Source organism: Hydrogenophaga sp. (genome assembly GCF_965657535.1).
Lineage (GTDB): Bacteria > Pseudomonadota > Gammaproteobacteria > Burkholderiales > Burkholderiaceae_C > Hydrogenophaga.
On sequence record NZ_CBFHOP010000002.1, the window covers coordinates 408,404 to 430,492 of the forward strand.

22 protein-coding genes are annotated in these 22,089 nt (G+C 61.7%); 8 read left to right on the forward strand and 14 right to left on the reverse strand.

What is annotated here, in order from left to right; genetic code table 11:
* The first annotated feature begins 38 nt into the window (after nt 1-38).
* Nucleotides 39-1,784 (forward strand): glycosyl hydrolase family 17 protein, encoded by a 1,746-nt coding sequence (locus ACTG4K_RS04710; RefSeq protein ID WP_439113035.1) that lies wholly within the window; start codon nt 39-41, stop codon nt 1,782-1,784.
* 514 nt (nt 1,785-2,298) lie between these two features.
* On the opposite strand, the gene ACTG4K_RS04715 is transcribed toward ACTG4K_RS04710, so the two are convergent.
* From ACTG4K_RS04715 to ACTG4K_RS04755, 9 genes are all read right to left on the reverse strand, one after another.
* Nucleotides 2,299-3,354 carry an ABC transporter ATP-binding protein gene (locus ACTG4K_RS04715; protein ID WP_439113036.1) on the reverse strand — a complete coding sequence of 352 codons (1,056 nt, stop codon included), beginning with the start codon at nt 3,352-3,354 and terminating at the stop codon, nt 2,299-2,301.
* Between the two features lies 1 nt (nt 3,355).
* Nucleotides 3,356-4,765, reverse strand: a complete 1,410-nt coding sequence (locus tag ACTG4K_RS04720) for a GH1 family beta-glucosidase (RefSeq protein WP_439113037.1) — start codon at nt 4,763-4,765, stop codon at nt 3,356-3,358.
* Nucleotides 4,766-4,823: 58 nt separating this feature from the next.
* On the reverse strand, nt 4,824-5,648 hold the full coding sequence (locus ACTG4K_RS04725) for a carbohydrate ABC transporter permease (RefSeq protein ID WP_439113038.1): 825 nt from the start codon (nt 5,646-5,648) through the stop codon (nt 4,824-4,826).
* 9 nt (nt 5,649-5,657) lie between these two features.
* Nucleotides 5,658-6,593 carry a carbohydrate ABC transporter permease gene (locus tag ACTG4K_RS04730; RefSeq protein ID WP_439113039.1) on the reverse strand — a complete coding sequence of 312 codons (936 nt, stop codon included), beginning with the start codon at nt 6,591-6,593 and terminating at the stop codon, nt 5,658-5,660.
* Nucleotides 6,594-6,640: 47 nt separating this feature from the next.
* Nucleotides 6,641-7,912 (reverse strand): ABC transporter substrate-binding protein, encoded by a 1,272-nt coding sequence (locus ACTG4K_RS04735; RefSeq protein ID WP_439113040.1) that lies wholly within the window; start codon nt 7,910-7,912, stop codon nt 6,641-6,643.
* Between the two features lie 203 nt (nt 7,913-8,115).
* A complete protein-coding gene (locus tag ACTG4K_RS04740) occupies nt 8,116-9,171 on the reverse strand; it encodes a LacI family DNA-binding transcriptional regulator (protein ID WP_439113041.1) in 1,056 nt (351 codons plus the stop codon).
* 172 nt (nt 9,172-9,343) lie between these two features.
* Nucleotides 9,344-9,787: a thioredoxin TrxC gene (gene trxC, locus ACTG4K_RS04745; protein WP_439113042.1), complete on the reverse strand. Its 444-nt coding sequence runs from the start codon at nt 9,785-9,787 to the stop codon at nt 9,344-9,346.
* Between the two features lie 92 nt (nt 9,788-9,879).
* On the reverse strand, nt 9,880-10,074 hold the full coding sequence (locus tag ACTG4K_RS04750) for a DUF2905 domain-containing protein (protein WP_439113043.1): 195 nt from the start codon (nt 10,072-10,074) through the stop codon (nt 9,880-9,882).
* A gap of 64 nt (nt 10,075-10,138) precedes the next feature.
* Nucleotides 10,139-11,263 (reverse strand): class I SAM-dependent methyltransferase, encoded by a 1,125-nt coding sequence (locus ACTG4K_RS04755; protein ID WP_439113044.1) that lies wholly within the window; start codon nt 11,261-11,263, stop codon nt 10,139-10,141.
* 32 nt (nt 11,264-11,295) lie between these two features.
* On the opposite strand from ACTG4K_RS04755, the gene ACTG4K_RS04760 reads away from it, so the two are divergent.
* From ACTG4K_RS04760 to ACTG4K_RS04775, 4 genes are read left to right on the forward strand one after another with little or no spacing between them, the layout of a single operon-like run.
* On the forward strand, nt 11,296-12,108 hold the full coding sequence (locus tag ACTG4K_RS04760; protein WP_439113045.1) for an SDR family oxidoreductase: 813 nt from the start codon (nt 11,296-11,298) through the stop codon (nt 12,106-12,108).
* 34 nt (nt 12,109-12,142) lie between these two features.
* Nucleotides 12,143-12,526, forward strand: coding sequence for a dihydroneopterin aldolase (locus ACTG4K_RS04765; RefSeq protein WP_439113046.1), 384 nt, complete (start codon nt 12,143-12,145; stop codon nt 12,524-12,526).
* Nucleotides 12,527-12,531: 5 nt separating this feature from the next.
* The gene (ttcA, locus tag ACTG4K_RS04770) at nt 12,532-13,545 is read left to right on the forward strand and encodes a tRNA 2-thiocytidine(32) synthetase TtcA (RefSeq protein WP_439113047.1); all 1,014 of its coding nucleotides are present in this window, start codon (nt 12,532-12,534) and stop codon (nt 13,543-13,545) included.
* A gap of 43 nt (nt 13,546-13,588) precedes the next feature.
* Nucleotides 13,589-14,281 (forward strand): DUF4136 domain-containing protein, encoded by a 693-nt coding sequence (locus ACTG4K_RS04775; protein WP_439113048.1) that lies wholly within the window; start codon nt 13,589-13,591, stop codon nt 14,279-14,281.
* Nucleotides 14,282-14,303: 22 nt separating this feature from the next.
* Here ACTG4K_RS04775 and ACTG4K_RS04780 read toward each other — a convergent pair whose 3' ends face one another.
* A complete protein-coding gene (locus ACTG4K_RS04780; protein WP_439113049.1) occupies nt 14,304-16,682 on the reverse strand; it encodes a PAS domain-containing protein in 2,379 nt (792 codons plus the stop codon).
* A gap of 146 nt (nt 16,683-16,828) precedes the next feature.
* Between ACTG4K_RS04780 and ACTG4K_RS04785 the strand changes: the two genes are divergently transcribed.
* Entirely contained in the window at nt 16,829-17,467 is a 639-nt protein-coding gene (locus ACTG4K_RS04785) for a histidine phosphatase family protein (RefSeq protein ID WP_439113050.1), read from the forward strand.
* A gap of 33 nt (nt 17,468-17,500) precedes the next feature.
* Here the strand turns inward: ACTG4K_RS04785 and ruvB are convergent, their stop codons facing one another.
* Entirely contained in the window at nt 17,501-18,553 is a 1,053-nt protein-coding gene (ruvB, locus tag ACTG4K_RS04790; RefSeq protein WP_439113051.1) for a Holliday junction branch migration DNA helicase RuvB, read from the reverse strand.
* An 18-nt stretch (nt 18,554-18,571) separates the two neighbouring features.
* Nucleotides 18,572-19,150, reverse strand: coding sequence for a Holliday junction branch migration protein RuvA (gene ruvA, locus ACTG4K_RS04795; RefSeq protein ID WP_439113052.1), 579 nt, complete (start codon nt 19,148-19,150; stop codon nt 18,572-18,574).
* A 153-nt stretch (nt 19,151-19,303) separates the two neighbouring features.
* Here ruvA and ACTG4K_RS04800 point away from each other — a divergent pair, with 153 nt between their 5' ends.
* Both ACTG4K_RS04800 and ybeY read left to right on the forward strand, forming a co-directional pair.
* Entirely contained in the window at nt 19,304-20,242 is a 939-nt protein-coding gene (locus ACTG4K_RS04800) for a PhoH family protein (protein WP_439113053.1), read from the forward strand.
* Between the two features lie 13 nt (nt 20,243-20,255).
* A complete protein-coding gene (ybeY, locus tag ACTG4K_RS04805; RefSeq protein WP_439113054.1) occupies nt 20,256-20,711 on the forward strand; it encodes an rRNA maturation RNase YbeY in 456 nt (151 codons plus the stop codon).
* Nucleotides 20,712-20,721: 10 nt separating this feature from the next.
* Here the strand turns inward: ybeY and dtd are convergent, their stop codons facing one another.
* Together dtd and ACTG4K_RS04815 are read right to left on the reverse strand one after the other, a co-directional pair.
* On the reverse strand, nt 20,722-21,162 hold the full coding sequence (dtd, locus tag ACTG4K_RS04810) for a D-aminoacyl-tRNA deacylase (protein WP_439113055.1): 441 nt from the start codon (nt 21,160-21,162) through the stop codon (nt 20,722-20,724).
* Nucleotides 21,159-22,088 (reverse strand): cation diffusion facilitator family transporter, encoded by a 930-nt coding sequence (locus tag ACTG4K_RS04815; RefSeq protein WP_439113056.1) that lies wholly within the window; start codon nt 22,086-22,088, stop codon nt 21,159-21,161. The genes dtd and ACTG4K_RS04815 overlap by 4 nt, the downstream gene beginning before the upstream one ends.
* Nucleotide 22,089: the final 1 nt, after the last annotated feature.

The window sequence follows — 22,089 nt, forward strand, 5'->3', positions numbered from 1 at the left end:
AGGGAATCCAACCCAACAAGTTCACAGGACTCAACACCATGTCAATTTCATTCAAACAACTCGCACGGGCCGCGGTGGCTGTGCTCACGGCGTCGCTCATTGCCGCCTGTGGCGGTGGCGGCGAAACCAGTGGAGGCGACGCATCCAAAGCCGTGTTCATCACCAACCCGCGTGCGCTGCCTGCTGAATACCTGGGCCGCCAGGCCGTGGCTTACAGCCCTTTTCGCAGTAACAACCGTGACACCGAAACCATCACGACGGCCATGGTGAAAGAAGACCTCGACCTCCTGGTACGAGGCAACTTTCGCCTGATCCGCCTGTTCGACAGCTCGGACAAGGTTGCCAAGCTGGTGCTGGACGTGATCGCTGACAACAACCTGGACATGAAGGTGCAGCTAGGCGCTTACGTGAACACCTTCAAAAACGTGGACAACCCCTACGTGAAGGAAGAGATCAAAACCGCCAACGGGATGGAACTGGCCCGTGCGGTGGCGTTGGCCACGAACCCGAAATACAAAGACACCATTTTGGCGGTGAGTGTGGGTAACGAGACCATGGTGAACTGGTCCATCGTGCCCATTGACCCCGCTGACATGGCGGCGTACATCAAGTACGTGCGCGACCGTGTGACACAACCAGTCACCACCGACGACAACTTCCTGTTTTATTCCAACCCGATTCCCAAGGTCATCACCGACCAGATCGACTTTGCGGCCATTCACGCCTACCCCAACATCGACACGGAATATCCAGACAGCGACTTTTATTGGGACTGGAAGCAGCTGAACGTGCCTGAAGGACCTGCACGGGCCAAAGCCATGATGGATGCCAGCATCGTCGAGCTGAAAGAGCAGTACCAGTCCACCCGCGTTGCGCTGGACAGCATGGGCCTTGACCAGATGCCCATCGTGTTCGGCGAAACCGGATGGAAAGCTCGCATCACGGGCGATCAGCGTTTTCGTGCCCACCCGGTGAACCAGAAGATGTATTTCCAACGCTTGGAAGAGTGGCGCCAGCAGAGCCGTTTGAGCGGTGCCGGCCCAGCCAACATCTTTTATTTCGAAGCCTTTGACGAACCCTGGAAACAGGGTGACGACGGCTGGGGTCTTTTTAACGTGAACCGCAAAGCTCGCTATGTTGTGCAAAACCTGTACCCACAGAGCATTTGGGAAAGCACCACGTTGACCGACAACGACGCGGTGTACTTCCTTCCTCCAGCTATCAATACCCCGTTTGCCGACAACCAATTCACGCTGTTCTCCGACGCCGTTGGAGCCGTGCTGGCCTCGGGTTTGCGTGTAGATGCATTCGATGGCAACAGCGTCAATGCGCCCACCGTCAATTCGGCGCAGGCACCTGAAGGCAGCAGCGTCATTCAACTGACACCCACACCCAAGAACTACGGGTGGGGCCTGATCTGGGGACCGCAGACAGAGGGGACGACCCAAAACCTTTCTGCCTTCGCCGGAGGTAGCCTCAACCTGTGGGTCAAGGGCGCCTACCCTGGCAAGATTGAGGTGGGTCTGTCAACCCTGACTACAGAAGGGGAGTCGCAAGAGGTGTACCTGCAGATCGGCAACGGAGACTACGGTTACTGCACCACAGACGCGTGGTGCCGGGTCACGATTCCCATGCAAGCATTCAAGACAAAAAACCCCAAGATCGACTTCCAGTTGGTGGTAAGCCCTTTCATCATCGCGGATCGCTATGAATTTACGGGCAAAGCACTGAACTCGAATATCACCACGCCGCTAAGTCTGGACGGGGTGTACTGGACACGCTGAGTTATGCCATTGATAGCGTCCCGCCCCTTGGGTGGGGCGCTTTTTTTTCGCCTTTCATGTTGCTGGCTCGCAAAGCAGAACCGATCTTCGCTGGGTCAACGACCCAGCACTGGCGCCGCGGTGTGCGATAGCCTGATCTACGCAAGCTTGGCAAATCGAATGCGTTTCGCCACCCCGAAGGCGGGCGCGCTCACCTCGCAGCACATGAGCAAGAAACTGCGTGATCGAAGAAGCCGTTCGCTCAGCGGAGCGCCAGGTGCTCAAAAAGCCTTTGGGGAAGTGGGCAATACGAACATACCCACATTCGTTGTGAGGTGCTTGGCCACTGTTCCATCGGCCTTTCGGCCCACCATCGCGCGTGCACATCCAACGCGCCACGCCTGAGTGCAGACATCAAAGAGCCGACAGCGACGGCCTTGAGCTTGGTGAATGCGATTGGAACGACCAGGGGCAGTTGACCTCGACCAAATAGCCACCTCCATGGGAGCTAACCTGCGTTTCGCGAAAGCTCGTCTTAGCGAACGGCGCGCCCTGCAGCGTCGAACGCCATCACCCAGTTGGCGTCCGGGGAAAGACCCACGGTTGTTCCGGCTGTGTAATGACTGCTGTCTGCGCCTACTTTGGCGTGGAGCAGGTCCGCCACACCGTCCACCCGCAGATGCAAGATGGAAGAATCGCCCAGGTGTTCGGCCAGCGCCACGGTTGCGGGCGTACCTTGTCCGGGCGCGAGCACGTGCAAATGCTCAGGCCTCACGCCAAGGCGCACAACGCTCGGCATGGCATCCTGCTTGAGCGCAGCCCACAACGCTTGGTGGGCTTGAGTGGACGCCGATGTGGGCATGTCCACCAGGTTGATGCGGGGAGCGCCCAGAAAGGTTGCTACGAATTCATTGGCGGGGCGGTTGTACAAGTCCATGGGCGCACCCAGCTGTTCAACGATGCCTTTGTTGAACACAGCGATGCGGTCCCCCATGGTCATGGCCTCCACCTGGTCGTGGGTGACATAGATCATGGTGCTGCCCAACTCTTTGTGCAGACGCGACAACTCAATGCGCATGTTGACCCGCAACGCAGCGTCCAGGTTCGACAACGGTTCGTCAAAAAGGAACACCTTGGGCTTGCGAACAATAGCGCGGCCAATGGCGACGCGCTGGCGCTGGCCGCCCGACAGGTCTTTGGGGAAGCGCCCCAGCAGCTCGGTGATCCGCAAGATACCGGCGGTGCGGGCCACCTGATCGTCACGCTCAGCCCGTTTCACGCCCGACATCTTGAGCGAGAAGCCCATGTTTTCCGCGACGGTCATGTGGGGATACAGCGCGTAGCTCTGGAACACCATGGCGGCACCGCGGTCGGCAGGGCGCAGATCGTTTGCCCGCACACCATCGATCATGAGATCACCGCCGGTGATGCTCTCCAGTCCAGCGATCATGCGCAGCGTGGTGGATTTCCCGCAACCGGACGGCCCCACAAAGACCATAAACTCACCATCCTGCACCTCCAGGTCAATCCCCCGTATGACCTCAACGGCGTCGTAACTTTTGCGTAGACCGCGCAGTGTTACTTGACCCATTTCAGGCTCCTGTCAACACGGTGGCAGGCTCGTTGGCCCAAGCAATCTGGTCTGCCTTGGCGGGTGTTTTTCGCTCGGCTTTGTGTTTGCGCAGGAATTCGCGGTACCACAGCGCACTGTCTTTGAGCGTTCGAACCTGGGTGTGGTAGTCAACGTGAACGATGCCAAACCGTTTTTCGTAGCCAGAAGCCCATTCAAAGTTGTCCATCAGACTCCACACCATGTAGCCCTCCATCCGCACGCCCTGGTTCATGGCGTCCACCATAGCTGCTATGTGGCGAGCGATGTAATCGGTTCGGCGCACATCGTGCACGCGCCCATCTTCGAAGCGGTCTTTGAAGGCACCACCGTTCTCGGTAATGTAGAGCGGTGGCAGTTCATAGTCGCGGTTCATACGCACCAACAGCTCGGTCAAACCCTCGGGGTAAACCTCCCAACCCATGTCGGTGAGCTCCAGTCCACTGCTCTTAGAGTCCCAGGCGCCCTGCGCGCTGACAACGCCGCGGGTGTAGTAATTCACACCCAAGAAATCGATGGGCTCTGCAATGGCATGCATGTCGCCGGCAGCAATGGCGGGCGCGTCTTTGCCAAGATACTCCATCACATCGGCCGGGTAGGCTGCTTTGAACAAAGGGTCCATGTACCAGCGCAATAAACACCCGTCTTCAATCCTGGTCTTGTCAATATCGGCCTGCGCAGCACTGGCAGGCTGCATAGGAGACAAGTTAAGAACAATGCCCAGTTTGCTGCTCACGCCATCGGCTCTGAGCGCCTGTACTGCAAGCCCATGGCTCAGCAACAAATGGTGCGAGACCTGCATGGCGGTCCCTCGGTCCTTTATCCCTGGGGCAAAAATGCCCGATTCGTGACCTAACATAGCCATGACCCAGGGTTCGTTGTGGGTGGTAATAGAAGCAACCCGGTCACCGAGGCGTTTTGCCATTCCGCGAGCGTATTCCACGAAACGGTGAACTGTGTCACGGTGTGCCCAACCGCCTTGCTGCTGCAACTCGTCGGGCAGGTCCCAGTGGTTGAGCGTGAGGTAAGGCTGGATACCTCGAACCAACAACCCGTCTACCAGTTTTTCGTAAAAATCGAGTCCATGCTGGTTCCATTTGCCAGCACCACCGGGCCGAACCCGAGGCCAAGAAACCGAGAACCGATAGGCGTCCACACCTAAGTCGGCAATCAGGTCAAGGTCCTGCTCCCACATCCGGTAATGCTGACAAGCGTCATCTCCATTAGAACCATCAGCGATTACCCCAGGCAACCGGCAAAAAGTATCCCAGATGGAGGGACCCTTTCCGTCTTCTGCGGCTGCGCCTTCGATCTGGAAGGCACTTGTGGCGACACCCCAGACGAAATTGTCCGGAAATTTTTTGATATTTTTCAGCGGGTTAACTGGCGTCATGTGTCACTCGGAAATGGTCAGAATTGTGGTGCAACAGCTTCGCGCCGATGCGTCTGGTTTACTTGACGGCCCCAGCGGTTAGCCCCGAAATGAGCTGCCGCGAGGAAATCATGAAGAGAACGATGAGCGGGATAGTGGCGATGGCCGAACCCGCCATCAGGGCACCCCATTCGGTGTTCACCGGACTCTGGAGACTGCGCAAAGCCAGCGGCAAGGTGTACATCTCGGGCGAGCGCATCACGATCAGCGGACCGATGAAATTGTTCCAAGAAGCGATGAAGGTGATGAGCCCCAGTGTGCCCATGGCTGGCTTGAGCAGCGGCACCACAATGCGCGCGTAAATTCCCAACTCGCTACAGCCGTCCATGCGCGCAGCCTCAATCAGATCGCGTGGAATGGAGGTGCTGACAAACTGGCGCATCAGAAAAATACCAAATGCACTTGCTGCGCCTGGAAGGTAGAGCGCGCGCGGCTGATCTATCCAGCCCAGCAGGTCCATGATCATGAAGGTCGGGATCATGTTCATGAACGATGGCAACAGCATGGTGGCCATCACGAGCGCAAACAAGGCGTTCTTCCAAGGAAAGTTGAACAAAGCAAAGGCATATCCCGCCATCGAACAAAACAACAGTGTGAGCGCAGTCGATGCCAGTGCGACGTACAAACTCCAGCCCAAGTTGCGCCAGAACGGAATTCGATCAGTCAGAATTTGGAGGTTGTTGAAAAAGTCGTCACCAAAAAACATGGGCGGCGGCAGGCTGAAGATTTCAGTGCGTGAGTGCGTGGCAAACACGAACATGAAATAGAACGGTGCCAACATGATGAGCGCACCGACGCCCACAACACAGTAGGCTGCCCACGGCGCCAAATGATCTGTTTTCATGGGTTGCCTTTACGCTGCGTTACCACGGGGGCGAAAGGCTCTGTTGGTTAACCAGGTGAGCACAACCACCACCACAAACAGCATCCATGACATGGCGCTCGCTGCACCGAAGTCGTTGAAGTCAAATGCCATGCCGTACAGGTACATCGCACTCGTCATACCCGCCTGGTCGGAACCCCCGCGGCCTCCAGTCAGAATGAACGGCTCCTCGAACAGTTGCAGGCCACCGATTACGCTCAGCGTGACGCCGAAATAGATCATGGGGCGCAAGCTGGGCAGCGTGATGAACCAAAACTGCTGAAAGCGCCCTGCACCGTCCATGGTGGCGGCTTCGTACAGGTCTTTCGGAATGGTCTGCAAGGCCGCTAGGTAAAGCACCACGTTGAAGCCCACATAGCGCCAAAAGACGATCATGGCCACCGCAGGCTTGATGTTCTCAGGCTGCCCCATCCAGTCGATGTTCTGTGCCGGCACCAACCAGCCCAAGCCTGGCACCTGCCCCATGGCCTGCAAGCCCACATTGATCAGGCCATAGTCCGTGGACAACAGCGAACTGAACATGATGGCAATGGCGACCGTGGAGGTGATGTAGGGCAGAAAATAGGCACCCACCACGCCATTGCGCAAGCGCTTGAAGGAGGTGTGAATGAAGTACGCGAGCGGTATGGCCACCAGGTGCTGAGGCACACCAGACGCCAGTGCCAACCAGCCGGTGTTTTTCAATGACTTCCAGAACCACTCGTCTTCAAAAGCGAAGACGAAGTTCTCAAGTCCGACGAACTCCATGCCCTGCAAACCGTTCGTAGGTTCCCACACCTGGAAGGCTAGGTAGAGTGAAAACAGCAGAGGGAACAAACCAAAGATCGCAAACAACACCAGAAATGGACTGATGAACACATAGGGCGCCAGTTGCGGGGAGAGTCGTGGCAAGCGCAGCAATTTCATGCTCCATTTGTTCCGGTTGATTTGGGTGGCCTCACCGTCGCTCGGCCTCAGCGGGTGGCACGCCGTTGCAGCAGGCGGTTCGCATCAGCAAGTGCGGTTTTGATGTCCTTGCCCTGGTCCAGCACCTTGTCCAGTTCGGTGTTGATGACCTCCTCTGCGTAGGCGTCTTGTTTGTGAACGGCAACCGCCGTGATGCGGCTGGCAGCCGAGCGCCAGAGCAATCGGGCCTTTTGCCCACCCAGAAATTCAATGGGCTGCTCGAAGAAGGGGTCCGCGTGCGTTTCCAGCAGCGCAGGGAAGGCGTCTTGCGACTTGAATGCCGCCAGCTGCAGCTCACGGGTCTGGGTAAGCAGCTTAATGAGCTCCCATGCCATCGGCTTGTTTGCGGCTGTAGCACCTTTGGGAATAGCCAGAAACGCTCCGCCATAGGCCACCGAAGCACCCTCGGGCAAATCACTGGCGCGCCATTTTCCTTTGGTGTCGGGTGCCAACCAATTGTTCATGTGGCCAGCCAACCAGGCACCCGTCAACTGGGTGCTCAGCGCGCCTCGCTTAAAGCCCTCTGACCACTCGTTGGACCAAGCGTTGACCTTGGCGTCCAGCTTTTGCATGCGCACTTGCTGCGCCAACTGGAACGCCCGCTCAAATCTGGGCGACTGCACCAGTACGCGGTTGCTCTTGTCAAAATACAAGCCTTCGCCAGGTCGGATACCGGTACGGATCAGGATGTCCTTGATGTCGCGGGCGTGGGCCAACAGGTAAGAGCCGGTAGCCGTCTTGATCTTGACCCCGCTGCTCACATAGCTGTCCCATGAGCGGGTCAGATCCTCCGGTTTGACGCCTGCTTTTTCCAGAATGTCGCTGCGATAGAGCAAGGTGCCCGGACCGATGTCCGAGGGAGCGGCCACCACATCACCTCGGGCGTTGGTTGCCTGGTCATAGGCATAAGCCACAAACCGCGACTTGCCAGTCTGAATGTTGTAAGGGGCTGCAGCCAGATTTTCCAGGCCATTGCCCTGCGCAAACCGCCCCACATATCCCACTTCCAGCGCCATCACGTCGGGCAGATAGGACGACGTAGAAAGCGCCGTGGTCATCGCCGTGTGGTGATCACTGAACTGGCGACTGACGACCTTGATGTCCACATTGGGATATTTTTTCTTCCAAGCAGGAATGGCTGCCCGAACGATGTCGTCCACTGCCGGGAATGCCGCCACGGTGAGCACCTGCTGCGCATGTGCTGCCCCAACCGTGAGCGCCATGATGCCCAAGCAAGTGACCGAAGCGATAAGCACACGCACCGGTTTGAAAATTTTCATCTTTATCTCCAGTTTGTTGGACTGCCCAACATGGCCATCGTGCGATTCAGAGAGTCGGCTGAGTTTGGATATCAGCACCCAATGAAAGCGCTTTCAAATTATTATAGAGCGCTCCAGTACTCAAACAACCAAGGGAAATCCCGGAGACGGTGGGGCCGTTCAGGTCCTACGGCGGTAGCACCGCGGGCACCGGGCGGTGCCTTTCAACGGTTCAACCGCCGGCAGGATTCGCGGGGGATCAAGCGAGGCGCAGGCACCTGCAGCTGCGGCTTGATGCCGGCCAGCAAATTCAACATGGCTTCTGCCGCCAATTGACCCATTTCGTAAGCGGGCTGATGCACCGTGGTGAGTGGCGGAAACGCATACAGCGAATTAGGCAGATCGTCAAAACCGACCAATGAAACGTCTTCGGGTACGCGCAGGCCCTGACGAAGCAATCCATGGGCTGCACCTACCGCCATCTGGTCGTTGGCAGCAAAGATAGCGGTGAAACGCTGCTGGGTCGCCATCAGCCGCAGCACGGCCTGCAAGCCACTGTCTTCGTTGTATTCACCTTGCACCACCAGCGAGGGCTGGAATGCGATGCCTGCCTGCTCAAGCGCCAGCTTATAACCAGCCAGTCGCTGCACAGCATCCGGGTGCTGAGGGTCACCAGAGATAAATGCAATCTGGGTGTGGCCCTGGTCGATCAGATGCCAGGTGGCTAGGCGGGCACCCTCCAAATTGTCGAAATTCAACGAAAAAAGGTCTGCGGCCTTCAGATTTCGGCCTGTCACCACCACCGGCACCTTCTTGGCACAGGCTTTGAGCGCGGCATCTGTCAGGCGCCCCGTCAGGACGATGATGCCGTCCACCCGACGCGACAACAAAATGTCAATACAACGTGCTTCGGCAGGTGCTTGCCAGTTGCCGCTGACAAACAAGGGACTGTATCCTGCCGGGTCAAGCGTGTCTTCAATGCCTCGCAAAGCGGGTCCGTAAAAAGGACTGTCCATAGACTGGGTGATCACCCCAACGCTGAAGGTTCTCCCGCCGGCAAGGCCTCTCGCCATCGGATTGGGTACAAATCCTAGTTTGGCAACAGCGTCCTCGACCGACTTTTTCTTGGCCTCGCTCACCACTGCGGTGCCATTAAGAATGCGCGACACCGTACTGGGCGACACACCGGCTTCTTTGGCAACCATCTCGATGGTCATCGGCCCTTGGTTTTTGCTCGGGGCAGGTTTAGATACACCGCTGACCGTGGTTTTGTTTTTCATGGCTTCCCGCATATTGAACCTTCCTCGCTCTTCTGCATGGCAGTGTAAGCCCAGGAAACAACAAAAAGAGGCCAGAAACCGGGAGAAGACACCGCAGTGACAGCGATTTCACCCACCACAACGCGGGTGCTGGAAAGGGCCCAATCCGCCACAGCGCTGGGTGAGCGGTGTGTCAGCCGAGGCGCTGCGAACGCGCCCAGCGCACGATGTCGGTCGCGCCCATGGCGCCGGCCTGGCGCGCCACCTCGCGCCCGCCCACAAACAGCGCCAGCGTGGGAATGCTGCGAATGTTCAGACGCGCGCCCAGGTTTTGCTCGGCCTCGGTGTCCACCTTGACCAGCCGCATCTGCGGCTCCAGTTGCTGGGCCGCTTGCTCAAACGCGGGGGCCATCATGCGGCAGGGGCCGCACCAAGGCGCCCAGAAATCCACCAGCACCGGCACTTGCGAGCGCGAAATGTGTTTGTCAAACGCGGCCTCATTCAGCGCCACCGGATGGCCGGTGAACAAGGGCAGGTGGCATTTGCCACAGTCGGGCGCCTGGCCCAGGCTGGCGCTGCCCACGCGGTTGGTGGTGTGGCAGTGGGGGCAAACGATGTGCAGGGATTCGGTCGGCATAACGGCTCCGTGGTGGGGTATGCCTCATCAGTTGGCGGTGGGCGTTGAAAAATCAAGACACCCCGGCGGATATGCAGCCTCGGTGAGCGGCCTCAAACGAACTGCGCGATCAGGCTGGCGCCCCAGCTCAGCAGCAGGGTGGTGGTGAAGGGCAGGAACCAGTCGCGCCCCAGAAACCGGAAGCGGACATCGCCCGGCAACTTGCCCAACCCCAGCTTCTGCAGAAACGGCGTGAACCAGCTGATGAGCAGCAGGGCCAGAAAAATGACGATCATCCAGCGGATCATGGGCGGCCTGTCAAAAAACGGACATCAGCGGGAGGCGCAACGCAGGCGCCATCAGAAAAAGTGTTCACAGCCGGTGCGTGCGGTCACCGTGGGCAAAGCCCAGCAGCTCCCAGCCCGTGGCGCTGGCGGCAGGCGCCAGCGCCAGCACCTTGAACAACTCGCCCATTTCGTGTTCGTTCACCAGCTTTTGCAGCATGGCGTTGTCGCGCACGCTGGCGGTGCGAGCCAGGTCGAGCAACCCGCAGTTGAACAAAAACCGGGCCTGGCTGGTGTAGCCCAGCACCTGCATGCCCGCCTCCTGCGCGGCCAGCGCCACGCCGGTGAAGTTCACATGGGCGGTGATGTCTTTGAGGCCCAGGTCGGTCAGTGGCTGGTGGTCGGTGCGGTGGCCACGGTGACAGATCAGCGTGCCCATGTGGCGCTGGGGGTGGTAATACTCGGCCTCGGGGAAGCCGTAGTCGAGCAAGAACGCCGCCCCGCGCTGCAAACGGTCGGCCAGGGTTTTGATGAACGCCTCGGCCTGGGGATGTATTTCGGTCAGGTAATCGTGCATGCCATCCACCTCAAAGGGTGGGCGCAGCTCGGTGGGGCGGTCGGCCCAGGCCAGCTTGCCAGCGGCGTCCAGCGCCACGCCGCGTTCAAACCAGGCACCACCCGACCGCGCCAGCAGCTGCACCGGCATGGCATCCAGCACCTCGTTGCCCAGCACCACGCCTTCAAAGCGCTCAGGCAAGGCGTCAGCCCACCGCACCACACCCGCATGGGCTGCCAAGGTGGCCTGCTGGCGCTCGCGCAGGCTACCCGACAGGTCAACAATGGTGTAGCGCCGGGGCGCCGGGCCTTGGGCGGCCAGCGCGTCCAGCACCTGCAAGGCCAACGCGCCGGTGCCCGCGCCAAATTCCCACACCTCATCGGTATCGGTGGCGCTCAAGGCCTGCGCCACCTGGGCCGCCAGCGTCTGGCCAAACAGGGAGGTAAGTTCGGGCGCGGTCACGAAATCGCTGCCCTGCCCGTCCACACCCGCCGGCATCTGGCCAAATTTGGGTGTCTGGTTGGCGTAGTAGCCCAGACCGGGCTCGTACAGCGCCATGGCCATGAAACGGTCAAACGGCAACCAGCCGCCGGCATGGCCAATGGCGGCCTGCGCCCGCTGCAGCAGGGCGCTCGTTAAACTAGAAGGTTCTGTCATCAAGGGGGTGCTCACCCTCAGATTGTCGCCCAATGTCCCTGGTCTCTCCCTCTACCGCAACCGCCGCGCCTGCGCACCGCACCGTGCTTGTGACCGGCGCGGGCAAACGCCTGGGCCGTGAAATTGCCCTGAAACTGGCCAGCGCAGGATGGAACGTGGCGGTGCACCACCGCCATTCGGCGGCCGACGCCCAGCAAACCGCCGCCAGCTGCGACGCGCTGACCGGCCGTGCGGGCAGCGCCCACCCGTTCTACGCGGACCTGGCCGACGAGGCCAGCGTGCGCGCCCTGTTGCCGGCGGTGGCTGCGCATTTTGGTGCGGTGGCTGCGGTGGTCAACAGCGCTTCCACCTTTGAGCACGACAGCGCCGACAGCTTTGGCTATGCCGCCATGGAAACGCACCTGCGGGCCAACACCGGTGCCGCCGTGCTGCTGGCACAGGCGCTGCACGCCCATTGTGTCGCCCGGGATGGTGGCGGCCAGGGCGACGCCGCCGTGGTCAACCTGCTGGACCAGAAGCTCTGGAACATGAACCCCGACTTTTTCAGCTACACGCTGTCCAAGGCGGCGCTCGAAGCCGCCAACACCATGCTGGCCCTGGCGCTGGCGCCGCGCGTGCGCGTGGTGGGCGTGGCCCCGGGCCTCACGCTCACCAGCCACATGCTCAGCGACGACAAGTTCCAGGCACTGCACCGCCAGTCGCCCTTGGGGCGCTCGTCCACCCCAGAAGACGTGGCGGCCACGGTGGCGTTTGCGCTGGACAACCGATCCATCACCGGCACCACCTTGCTGGTAGACGGTGGCCAGCACCTGATGCGCTTTGAACGCGACTTTTCGCTGATGTAACCCGCCCTGCGGCAACAAACCCGTTTCGCCCGACATGAACACACCCCTCGCGCCGCAAACCGGCACCCAAATACTCGCCCTCACCGGCTTGCGTTTCGACGCCAACCTGGGCATCCTGGAACACGAAAAAACCAGCCCGCAGCCGATCCAGGTGGACGCCGAGCTGAACCAGGGCACGCAGCCGCTGCTGCCGCACGACGACGACATCAGCCATGTGCTGGACTACCGCAAGGTGCGCCAGCTGATCATTGACGAATGCACCGCCGAACACGTGAACCTGCTGGAAAGCCTGATTGGCAAGCTGACCCGCCGGCTGATGCAGATGCCAGGCGTGATTGGCGTGCGGGTGAAAATTGCCAAACTCGAAATTTTTGACGACTGTGAAGTCGCGATTCGCATGGAAAGCGGGCAATGGTGAGCACGATGGAAACCACAACAAACGCCCTAGGCTGGATCGACCCCAGCCTGGATGACGCCAGCCCCAACGAAGCACCAGCCACGGAATACGGAGCCGCTGGCAAGCAGCAGCGCGAAAACCACAAGCTGGAGAAGCGCCTGTGCCGTGAGGTGGGCCGCGCCATCGTGGACTACAACATGATTGAAGAGGGAGACCGCGTCATGGTCTGTCTCTCGGGTGGCAAGGACAGCTACGGCATGCTCGACATCTTGCAAAAGCTGCAGGCCCGAGCACCCATCCACTTCGAGCTGATCGTGGTCAACCTGGACCAGAAGCAACCCGGCTTCCCCGAACACATCCTGCCCGCCTACCTGACGAAACTGGGGGTGAAGTTCCACATTGAGAACCAGGACACGTATTCGATCGTCAAGCGCGTCATACCCGAGGGCAAAACGCTGTGCAGCCTGTGCAGCCGGCTGCGCCGGGGCATTTTGTACCGGGTAGCCGGCGAGCTGGGCGCCACCAAAATTGCCCTGGGCCACCACCGCGACGACATCTTGCAAACGCTGTTGCTCAACATGTTTTTTGGCGCCAAGCTGAAGTCCATGCCGCCCAAACTGGTGAGCGACGACGGCCAGCACGTGGTGATTCGCCCCATGGCCTATGTGGCCGAAAAAGACCTGAGCCGCTGGGCCGAACTGCGCGAATTCCCCATCATTCCGTGCACGCTGTGTGGCAGTCAGGAGAACCTGCAGCGCAAGCAGGTGGGCAACATGCTCAAGGAATGGGAAAAGAAGTTTCCAGGCCGCATTGAAAACATGTTTTCAGCCCTGCAAAACGTGGTGCCCAGCCACCTGCTGGACAACAAGCTACACCCTTTCACCACCATCAAGGCCACTGGCGTGGCCAGTGAAGACGGCGACAAGGCGTTTGACGAAGAGCCCTTGCCCGCTCCAAAATTTGATACCGAGGCCTTGCCCACCAAAGCCGGGAACGGTTCCCGGGAAAAAGCCGTCATACCCATCGCCACAGCGCACTGACCCTTCTGCCGGGGCACGCGCCAAACCACCCGCCGGAGGCCCCATGACGAAACACGCGCTGCACCCACAAGGGCACACCGCCAACCCACTTCGCACCCTGAAAGCGACGCTGGCCGCGCTGGCCCTGACGCTGCTGAGCGGTTGTGCAAGCGTGTACCTGGTGGACAACCAGGTACAAAGCTTTGCGCGCTGGGCCGACACCCCAGCCACAGCGCCTGCGGCCGTGCCCAAGGCCCCGCAAACCTACCGCTTTGAACGCTTGCCCTCGCAAGGCGCCGGGCCGGGCGCAGCCGGGCAGGAGGCGCTGGAAAACCTGGCGCGCGTGGCGCTCGCCAAAGTGGGCTGGTCGCTGCACGATGCGCCCACGGTCGCCCCGTGGACGGTGCAGGTGAGCGCCGGCACCTTGCGGCTGCCGCGAGCGCCTTGGGAAGACCCGTGGGACGGCTATTGGGGCGGTTTCGGCTTCCCGGGTCGCGACTACGCGGTCACGGCCAGCGGGCACATCGTCTGGTCGCCCGTGTTCATGCGCATGGACATGCCGTACTACAAACGCGAGGTGGCGCTGGTGGTGCGCCACGCGGCCAGTGCACGGGTGGTGTACGAGTCGCGCGCGGCCCACGAGGGCCGCTGGAACAGCACTCCCGAGCTGTGGGGCGCCATGCTCGACGCGGCCCTGCGCGACTTCCCCACGCCACCGGACGGGGCGCGGCAGGTCAACATTGAAGTGCCGCGCTGAAGCCGGGCCGGCGCTGCCGCCTTCAGTGCGGTGCGTCGGTGGTGCGCTCCAGCAGTTCGCGAATGGCATCGCCCAACGCGTCCATGCTGTCTTGTTTGCCCATCACCTCGGTCACGCCCGCCGCTGCGGCAGCCGCCAGCAGCGGGTCGTTCACATGGCCTGAAACGATGGCCACGCGCAGGCTGGGGCGCCACTGCGCCAGGGCGACAGCCACGTCCACGCCGGACATGCCGGGCATGTTCTGGTCGGTCACCACCAGGTCCACCGTTTCTTGCGGGTGCGCACGCAGCCAGTCCAGGGCGTCCTCACCCGAGCCAAAGGTGCTGGCGCGGTAGCCCTGCTTGCGCAGCAGGCGTCCCACCAGAAACGCCATGGCCTCGTAATCGTCGATGTAGACGATGTGTTGGCCTGGCGCCGCGCTGGTTTCGGACGGCACGCTCGCCGGTGCCGCCACCGGAGCCAACGCCTGCTCGGTGCCAGCCAGTGGCAGGTACACGTCAAAGCGCGCGCCCTCACCGGAGCGGCTGTCCAGCGCGATGGTGCCGCGGTGTGTTTTGACAATGCCGTGCACCACCGCCAGCCCCAACCCGGTGCCAGCCCCTGGCGGCTTGGTGGTGAAAAACGGCTCAAAAATCCGGCGCTGGATGTCCGGGTCCATGCCCGGCCCATTGTCGGCCACGCTCAAACAGGCGTAAGCGCCGCTGGGCAGATCGTCGCCCAGCAGCAAGGCCTGGGCGGCGTCCAGTCTCACCTCGCGCAGCGCCACGGTCACATCGCCCGAACGGCCCTCCATGGCCTGCCAGGCGTTGGTGCAAAGGTTCATCAGCACCTGCTGCATTTGGGTGGCATCGGCCAACACCGGCAGCGTGGCCGAAGGCAACCGGGCGACCAGTTTGATGCCCGCCGGCAGCAGCGAGCGCATGAGGCCCAGCGCTTCTTCCACCAGGGGCGTCAGCGGCTGGCGCTGCATTTCCTGCGTCCGGCGGCGGCTGAAGGTCAGTATCTGCTGCACCAGTTGGCGCGCCCGAATGGCTGCACGGCTGATCTCGGCGAGACTTTCCTGGGCCGGATGGCGTTCGCCCACGTCTTCGCGGGCCAGCGTGAGGTTGCCCAAAATGGCGGCCAGGAGGTTGTTGAAGTCGTGCGCCACCCCGCCGGCCAGCGTGCCAATGGCCTCCATTTTTTGCGATTCGCGCAGCTGCGCTTCCAGCGCTCGCTGCTGGGCTTCGGCCTGCTTCAGTTCGGTGATGTCGGTGTGGGTGCCCACCATGCGCAGGGGTTGCCCCGCGTCGTCGCGGGCAATCACCATGCCGCGCGAGAGCACCCATTTCCAGGTGCCGTCCTTGCATTGCACCCGGTGTTCGTTGCGGTACACCGGTGCGGTGCCGTCAAAGTGCGCACGCCGATCGGCGGCCATCTTCTCCACATCGTCCGGGTGGGTGCGATCGTCAAGTTCAGCGGCCAGGTTGGCCAGGTCGTTGTCGCCAAAGCCAAACATGGCCTTGATGCTGGGGGACAGAAATTCCTCACCGGTTTTCAGGTTCCAGTCCCACAGGCCATCGCCTGCGCTCTCCAGCGCCAGGCGCCACAGGGCTTCGCTCTGGCGCAGCGCCAGTTCGGCCTGCTTGCGGTCGGTGATGTCCAGCAACACGCCCACGCGCAGATGGCCCTCGCAGTCAGAGGCTACAGCACACGACCGGCGAAACAGCCATTTGACCCGACCGTCCGGCAGCACGATACGGAACTCACCCACCAAATCCACCGGGCCCTGAGCAATCTGGCCCATTTCCCTGTCGAGTTGGCGCATGTCATCGGGGTGGCGGTAGCGGGTAATCAACAGCGCGTCCCGCATCAGATCTTCGGGCGAAAAACCGTAAATGTCCTGCACCCCCGGACTGACAAAACGGTACTGGCGCTGCCCATCGGGGGCCACATGCACCACAAACACCATGCCGGGTATTTGCGTCGTGATCAGGCGCAACTGCTCTTCGCTCTGGCGCAGCGCCTGCTGCGCGCGCACCGAATCGGTGATGTCTTCCACCGTACCCTCGTAATAACAGAGCTGCCCTTGGGCATCCCGCACCGTATGGGCGTTTTCGCTGACCCACAGGTGTTCGTCGCTGCCGTATCGAACCACCTCGGAAACGAAACCCCGCACAAAACCATCACGCGCCAGCAGGCTTTGAAACTCGGTGCGCCGACCGGGAATGGTGTACCAGTCGCTGCCGATGCGGTTGACGTTGGTCAGCATCTCGGCTTCAGACACATAGCCGTTGAGCTGTACCAGCGCGGGGTTGGCGCGCAGCATTTCGCCTTGGGCGGAGCTGCGGTATGCGCCGATCGGCAGGAAGTTGAACAAGGACGAGAAGTCCCCGGTCATGGCGGGATCGGGCTTGAACATCGGCCTATTTTGTCGCAAAGCCTTGAAACGCTGCGTGAAAAATGAGGGGGTTTCAACCCCCACCCATTCCGAAGCAGAACGAACATCCTGCACCGCCTGGCGCATGCCGGTACAGTGCGTTTTTGCATCCATTCAAGGACATCCCCTTGCAAGTCACCCGCATTCTGGCCGTGCGCCACGGCGAAACCGCCTGGAACCGCGACACCCGCATCCAGGGCCACACCGACATTGCGCTGAACGACCACGGCCGCTGGCAGGCGCAGCAACTGGCGCAAGCCCTGCGCGAGGAGCCCATTGCAGCCTTTTACGCCAGCGACCTGAGCCGTGCACACGAAACAGCACAGGCCGTGGCCACCTTGCACAAACGGCAGGTGAGCACCCACACCGGCCTGCGCGAGCGCTGCTTTGGCCGCTTTGAAGGCCACACCTGGAAGGACCTGGAAACCCGCTGGCCAGAAGACGCACTAGCCTGGCGCAAGCGCGAGCCCGACTTCGCGCCGCCCGGCGGTGAGTCGCTGGTGCAGCTGCAAGCCCGCGTGGTGACCGCCGTGACCGAGCTGGCCGCGCGCCACCCCGGTGAACAGGTGCTGATGGTGGCGCACGGCGGTGTGCTCGACATCTTGTACCGCGCGGCCACCCGCCTGGAACTGCAGGCGCCGCGCAGCTGGGAACTGACCAACACCGCCATCAACCGCCTGCTGTGGACCCCCGAGGGCTTGAGCCTGGTGGGCTGGGCCGACACCAACCACCTGCAAACGGGTGCGCTGGACGAGCGAGCGGCGTGAAACGGCTGAAAGCGCGCAGCCTGCGCGCCGGCTTCACTCGTTGAACAGCACGCCGTCGGTCTTGGGCGGCGCCACACCCAGGTGGCGGTAAGCCGCCAGCGTGGCGATGCGCCCGCGCGGCGTGCGCTGCAGGTAGCCCTGCTGAATCAAATAAGGCTCGATCACGTCTTCAATCGTGTCGCGTTCTTCGCCAATGCTGGCCGCTATGTTGTCCAGCCCCACCGGTCCACCGTCAAAGCGGTGAATCACGGCTTCCAGCAGTTTGCGGTCCATCAGGTCAAAGCCCTGCGGGTCCACGTCAAGCATGGCCAACGCGCGGTTGGCGATGTCCAGCGTGATGGTGCCGCTGCCCTTCACGTCGGCATAGTCGCGCACCCGGCGCAGCAGCCGGTTGGCAATGCGCGGTGTGCCCCGCGAACGCCTCGCCACCTCCATACCGCCGGCTTCGTCCATGGGCGCGTTCAACAGGCCGGCGCTGCGCTTGACGATGCGCGCAAGCTCTTCAGCGGTGTAAAACTCCAGCCGCGCCACGATACCAAAACGGTCGCGCAGCGGGTTGGTGAGCATGCCCGCGCGCGTGGTGGCGCCCACCAGCGTGAAGGGCTGCAGGTCGAGCTTGATGCTGCGCGCCGCCGGGCCTTCACCAATCATGATGTCGATCTGGTAGTCCTCCAGCGCGGGGTACAAGATCTCTTCCACCACCGGGCTGAGCCGGTGGATCTCGTCGATGAAGAGCACATCGTTGGGCTCCAGATTGGTCAGCAGCGCCGCTAGGTCTTTCGGCTTTTCCAGCACCGGCCCGCTGGTCTGGCGCAGGTTCACGCCCAGCTCTTGCGCAATGATGTGGCTGAGCGTGGTTTTCCCCAGCCCGGGCGGGCCGAACAGCAGCACATGGTCCAGCGCCTCGTTTCGCATCTTGGCCGCGCCAATGAAAATCTCGAGCTGCTCGCGCACCTTTTGCTGGCCCACGTAATCGTCCAGCAGTTTGGGGCGCAGCGCGCGCTCAATCGCCTCTTCCTTGGGCGAAGTGGACGAAGCCGACACCATGCGGGGCGCGGGGGCAAAGTCGTCGGTCTGGATGCTCATGTTTTCAATCTGGAATCGTCACTTGGCCAGCGCCTTCAGCGTCAGCTTGATACCGTCACTCACGCCGACCTCGGCCGGCAGCAGCTTGAGCGCAGCCGCTGCGTCCTTCTCGTTGTAGCCCAGCGCCATCAGAGCCTGCTGAATATCGCTCTGCACATCGCTCTGGGCCGGGCCCGCACCGGGCAGCGCCAGGTCGGCGCCGAGCTTGCCCTTGAGCTCCAGCAGCAGCCGTTCGGCGGTTTTTTTTCCAATGCCGGGCACCTTGACGATGCGCCCGCTGTCTTGCGCACTGATGGCCTGGGCCAGGTCGCCCACGCTCATGCCACTGAGCACGCTCAGTGCCGTGCGCGGTCCCACACCCGAAATCTTGATGAGCTGGCGAAACGCCTCGCGCTCCGGCACTGCGCCAAAGCCATACAAAATCTGGGCATCTTCGCGCACCACAAAGTGCGTTAACAGCGACACCTTTTCACCCAGGGCCGGCAGGTTGTAGAAGGTGCTCATGGGCACATCCACCTCGTAACCCACGCCATGGCAATCGATGAGAATTTGCGGTGGATTCTTTTCCAGCAGCGTGCCGGTCAACTTGCCTATCATTGGGGGATTCCTTGTTTCAGTCGTTGGCCGGGCCGCCCACCCACAGCGGAACCCCTTGCGGGGACTTGGCGCAGCCAGAGCGGGGACCCTTCACCTTGATGGATTATCGGTTTGATTCTCAGACACACCTTTTCCCCGCCCGACAACCTGCGCATGAGCCACCTCTGCGGCCCCATGGACAGCCACATCCGCAGCATCGAAGCGGCCCTGCAGGTCAAGGTGGCGCACCGCTTCGAACAGTTCCGCATCGAAGGCACCAAACCCAAAGCCACGCAGGCGCTGGAAACGCTGCAGGCCATGTACGAAATGGCCAAAAAGCCGATTCCAGCCGAACAGGTGCAGCTCATGCTCAGCGGCGACACCGCCCTGCCCTCCGGTGGCGACGATGCGCTGGCCATGCAGACACGGCGCGGCGAAGTGCGTGGACGTACGCCCAACCAGGCGCGCTACCTGGAAAACATGGCCACGCACGACATCACCTTCGGTATTGGCCCGGCTGGCACCGGCAAGACCTACCTGGCCGTGGCCTGCGCGGTGGACGCGCTGGAGCGCAGCGCGGTGCAGCGCATCGTGCTCACACGCCCGGCGGTGGAAGCGGGCGAAAAGCTCGGCTTTTTGCCCGGCGACCTGGGCCAGAAGGTGGACCCCTACCTGCGCCCGCTCTACGACGCGCTGCACGACCTGATGGGCTATGACAAGGTGCAAAAAGCGTTTGAGCGCCAGCAAATCGAAATTGCACCGCTGGCCTTTATGCGCGGTCGCACGCTGAACCACGCCTTCGTGATCCTGGACGAAGCGCAGAACACCACGCCTGAGCAGATGAAGATGTTTCTCACCCGCATCGGCTTTGGCAGCAAAGCGGTGGTGACCGGCGACGTGAGCCAGATCGACCTGCCGCGCACCCAGCTCAGCGGCCTGATCGACGCCGAACGCATCTTGAAGCGCGTGACCGGCATCGCTTTCAACCGCCTGACCAGTGCCGACGTGGTGCGCCACCCGCTGGTGGCGCGCATCGTGGACGCCTACGACGCGCGCAGCCCCGACACCGACGACACACCGCCCGTGAAACGCTTACGCCGCAAAACGCCCTGACATTCAACAGCCCATGCCACTGCACACACTCAGTCTCTCGCTTCAGTTCGGCGCGCTCACCGACGCAGCCACCCACCGCGCCGCCATGCCGCGCCACAAGGTCGCCCGCTGCATCCGCCATGCGCTGGAAACCGATGCAGAAATCACCGTGCGCATCGTCGACGCCGAAGAAGGCCAGGCCCTGAACCGCGATTACCGGGGCAAGGACTACGCCACCAACGTGCTCACCTTCGACTACGAAACCGACCCCATGGTGATGGCCGACCTGGTGTTGTGCGCCCCCGTGGTGGCCCGGGAAGCCGCCGAGCAGGGCAAAACCCTGGCCGACCACTACGTGCACCTGCTGGTACACGGCACCCTGCACGCCCAGGGCTGGGACCACGAAACCAGCGAAGCAGATGCAGAGGCCATGGAAGCGCGGGAAGTGGAGATACTGGCGGGCCTGGGGCTGCCCAACCCCTACGCCTGAACCCAGGCGCTCAAACCATGCGCAATGGAATGGTCACCGGCCCATCGTTGACCAGGTGCACCTGCATGTCGGCGCCAAAGCGCCCGGTTTGCACCAGCGGGTGCTGGACGCGCGCAGCTGCCACAAACTGGTTATAAAGTGCCTCACCCAGCGCGGGCGCGGCGGCCCCAGTGAAGCCTGGCCGGTTGCCACTTTTTGTATCGGCAGCCAGTGTGAACTGACTGACGATCAGCAAGCCACCGCCCACGTCTTGCACGCTGCGGTTCATCTTGCCCGCGTCATCGCCAAAAATGCGCAGCTTCAGCAGCTTGGTCAGCAGCTTGTGGCCCAACGCTTCGGTATCGTCGGTCTCGGCACACACCAGCACCAGCAGGCCAGCCCCAATCTGGCCCACCGTTTCACCCGCGATCACCACCCGGGCTTCGCTTACACGTTGCAGCAAGGCGATCAAATCAAGTCCCTTTCGTCGTCAAAGTGGGCTTCCACGTCGCTGGGCAGCAGCTGTATGGTGGCGCGCAAGCCGGGCACCGCACTCATCAGCGCCTGCTCCACACTGGCGCGCACGGCTGCGGCGCGCCCCAGCGACCAGGAAGCGGGCATGTGCATGTGCATGTCGAGAAACCGGCGCTGGCCGGCTTTGCGGGTGCTCAGGTGGTCAAACCGGATGATGGCCGCCTCGCCATCCTGGCTGGCAAAGCCCGCCAAGGTTGCCTGGATGGTCGCCATCACATCGGGCTCAACCGCTTCGTCCATGAGACCCTGCGACGAGCGCCACATCAGATGAACGCCTTCTTTCAAAATATTGGCGGCCACCGCCATGGCCACCACCGGGTCCAGCCAGAGCCACCCTGTGAAGTGCACCATGGCAATGCCGATGACCACGCCCGCCGACGTCCACACGTCGGTCACCAGGTGTTTGGCGTCGGCCTCCAGCGCGATGGAGCGGTGCTGCCGTGCGGCCCCAAACATCACCCAGGCTAGCAGCCCGTTGAGCACCGAGCTGGCTACCGACAGCGCCAAGCCCCAGCCCACCTGCTGGATCGGCTGCGGGTCGATCAAGCGGTGCGTGGCCGTCCAGATGATGCCCAGCGCCGCGACGATGATGAGGATGCCTTCGAAGCCGGACGAAAAATATTCCGCCTTGTGGTGTCCGTAAGGATGGTCTTCATCGGCCGGTCGCGCAGCAATCGTCACCATGACCAGGCCAAACACCGCGCTGGCCAGGTTCACCAGCGACTCCATGGCGTCGGACAGCAAGCCCACCGAGTCCGTAATGACCCAGGCCAGCGTCTTCAGCGTGATGGTGATCAAGGCGACCACCACGGACGCCATCAGCAAACGGCGCGGGGTCAAGAATCGGGATGCAAGCAAGGACATG

Bases quoted from the DNA above. Each gene is read 5' to 3' on its own strand.
- ACTG4K_RS04710 (WP_439113035.1), top strand. From the start codon at position 39: ATGTCAATTTCATTCAAACAACTCGCACGGGCCGCGGTGGCTGTGCTC.
- ACTG4K_RS04715 (WP_439113036.1), bottom strand. From the start codon at position 3,354: ATGGGTCAAGTAACACTGCGCGGTCTACGCAAAAGTTACGACGCCGTT.
- ACTG4K_RS04720 (WP_439113037.1), bottom strand. From the start codon at position 4,765: ATGACGCCAGTTAACCCGCTGAAAAATATCAAAAAATTTCCGGACAAT.
- ACTG4K_RS04725 (WP_439113038.1), bottom strand. From the start codon at position 5,648: ATGAAAACAGATCATTTGGCGCCGTGGGCAGCCTACTGTGTTGTGGGC.
- ACTG4K_RS04730 (WP_439113039.1), bottom strand. From the start codon at position 6,593: ATGAAATTGCTGCGCTTGCCACGACTCTCCCCGCAACTGGCGCCCTAT.
- ACTG4K_RS04735 (WP_439113040.1), bottom strand. From the start codon at position 7,912: ATGAAAATTTTCAAACCGGTGCGTGTGCTTATCGCTTCGGTCACTTGC.
- ACTG4K_RS04740 (WP_439113041.1), bottom strand. From the start codon at position 9,171: ATGAAAAACAAAACCACGGTCAGCGGTGTATCTAAACCTGCCCCGAGC.
- trxC (WP_439113042.1), bottom strand. From the start codon at position 9,787: ATGCCGACCGAATCCCTGCACATCGTTTGCCCCCACTGCCACACCACC.
- ACTG4K_RS04750 (WP_439113043.1), bottom strand. From the start codon at position 10,074: ATGATCCGCTGGATGATCGTCATTTTTCTGGCCCTGCTGCTCATCAGC.
- ACTG4K_RS04755 (WP_439113044.1), bottom strand. From the start codon at position 11,263: ATGACAGAACCTTCTAGTTTAACGAGCGCCCTGCTGCAGCGGGCGCAG.
- ACTG4K_RS04760 (WP_439113045.1), top strand. From the start codon at position 11,296: ATGTCCCTGGTCTCTCCCTCTACCGCAACCGCCGCGCCTGCGCACCGC.
- ACTG4K_RS04765 (WP_439113046.1), top strand. From the start codon at position 12,143: ATGAACACACCCCTCGCGCCGCAAACCGGCACCCAAATACTCGCCCTC.
- ttcA (WP_439113047.1), top strand. From the start codon at position 12,532: ATGGAAACCACAACAAACGCCCTAGGCTGGATCGACCCCAGCCTGGAT.
- ACTG4K_RS04775 (WP_439113048.1), top strand. From the start codon at position 13,589: ATGACGAAACACGCGCTGCACCCACAAGGGCACACCGCCAACCCACTT.
- ACTG4K_RS04780 (WP_439113049.1), bottom strand. From the start codon at position 16,682: ATGTTCAAGCCCGATCCCGCCATGACCGGGGACTTCTCGTCCTTGTTC.
- ruvB (WP_439113051.1), bottom strand. From the start codon at position 18,553: ATGAGCATCCAGACCGACGACTTTGCCCCCGCGCCCCGCATGGTGTCG.
- ruvA (WP_439113052.1), bottom strand. From the start codon at position 19,150: ATGATAGGCAAGTTGACCGGCACGCTGCTGGAAAAGAATCCACCGCAA.
- ACTG4K_RS04800 (WP_439113053.1), top strand. From the start codon at position 19,304: ATGAGCCACCTCTGCGGCCCCATGGACAGCCACATCCGCAGCATCGAA.
- ybeY (WP_439113054.1), top strand. From the start codon at position 20,256: ATGCCACTGCACACACTCAGTCTCTCGCTTCAGTTCGGCGCGCTCACC.
- ACTG4K_RS04815 (WP_439113056.1), bottom strand. From the start codon at position 22,088: ATGTCCTTGCTTGCATCCCGATTCTTGACCCCGCGCCGTTTGCTGATG.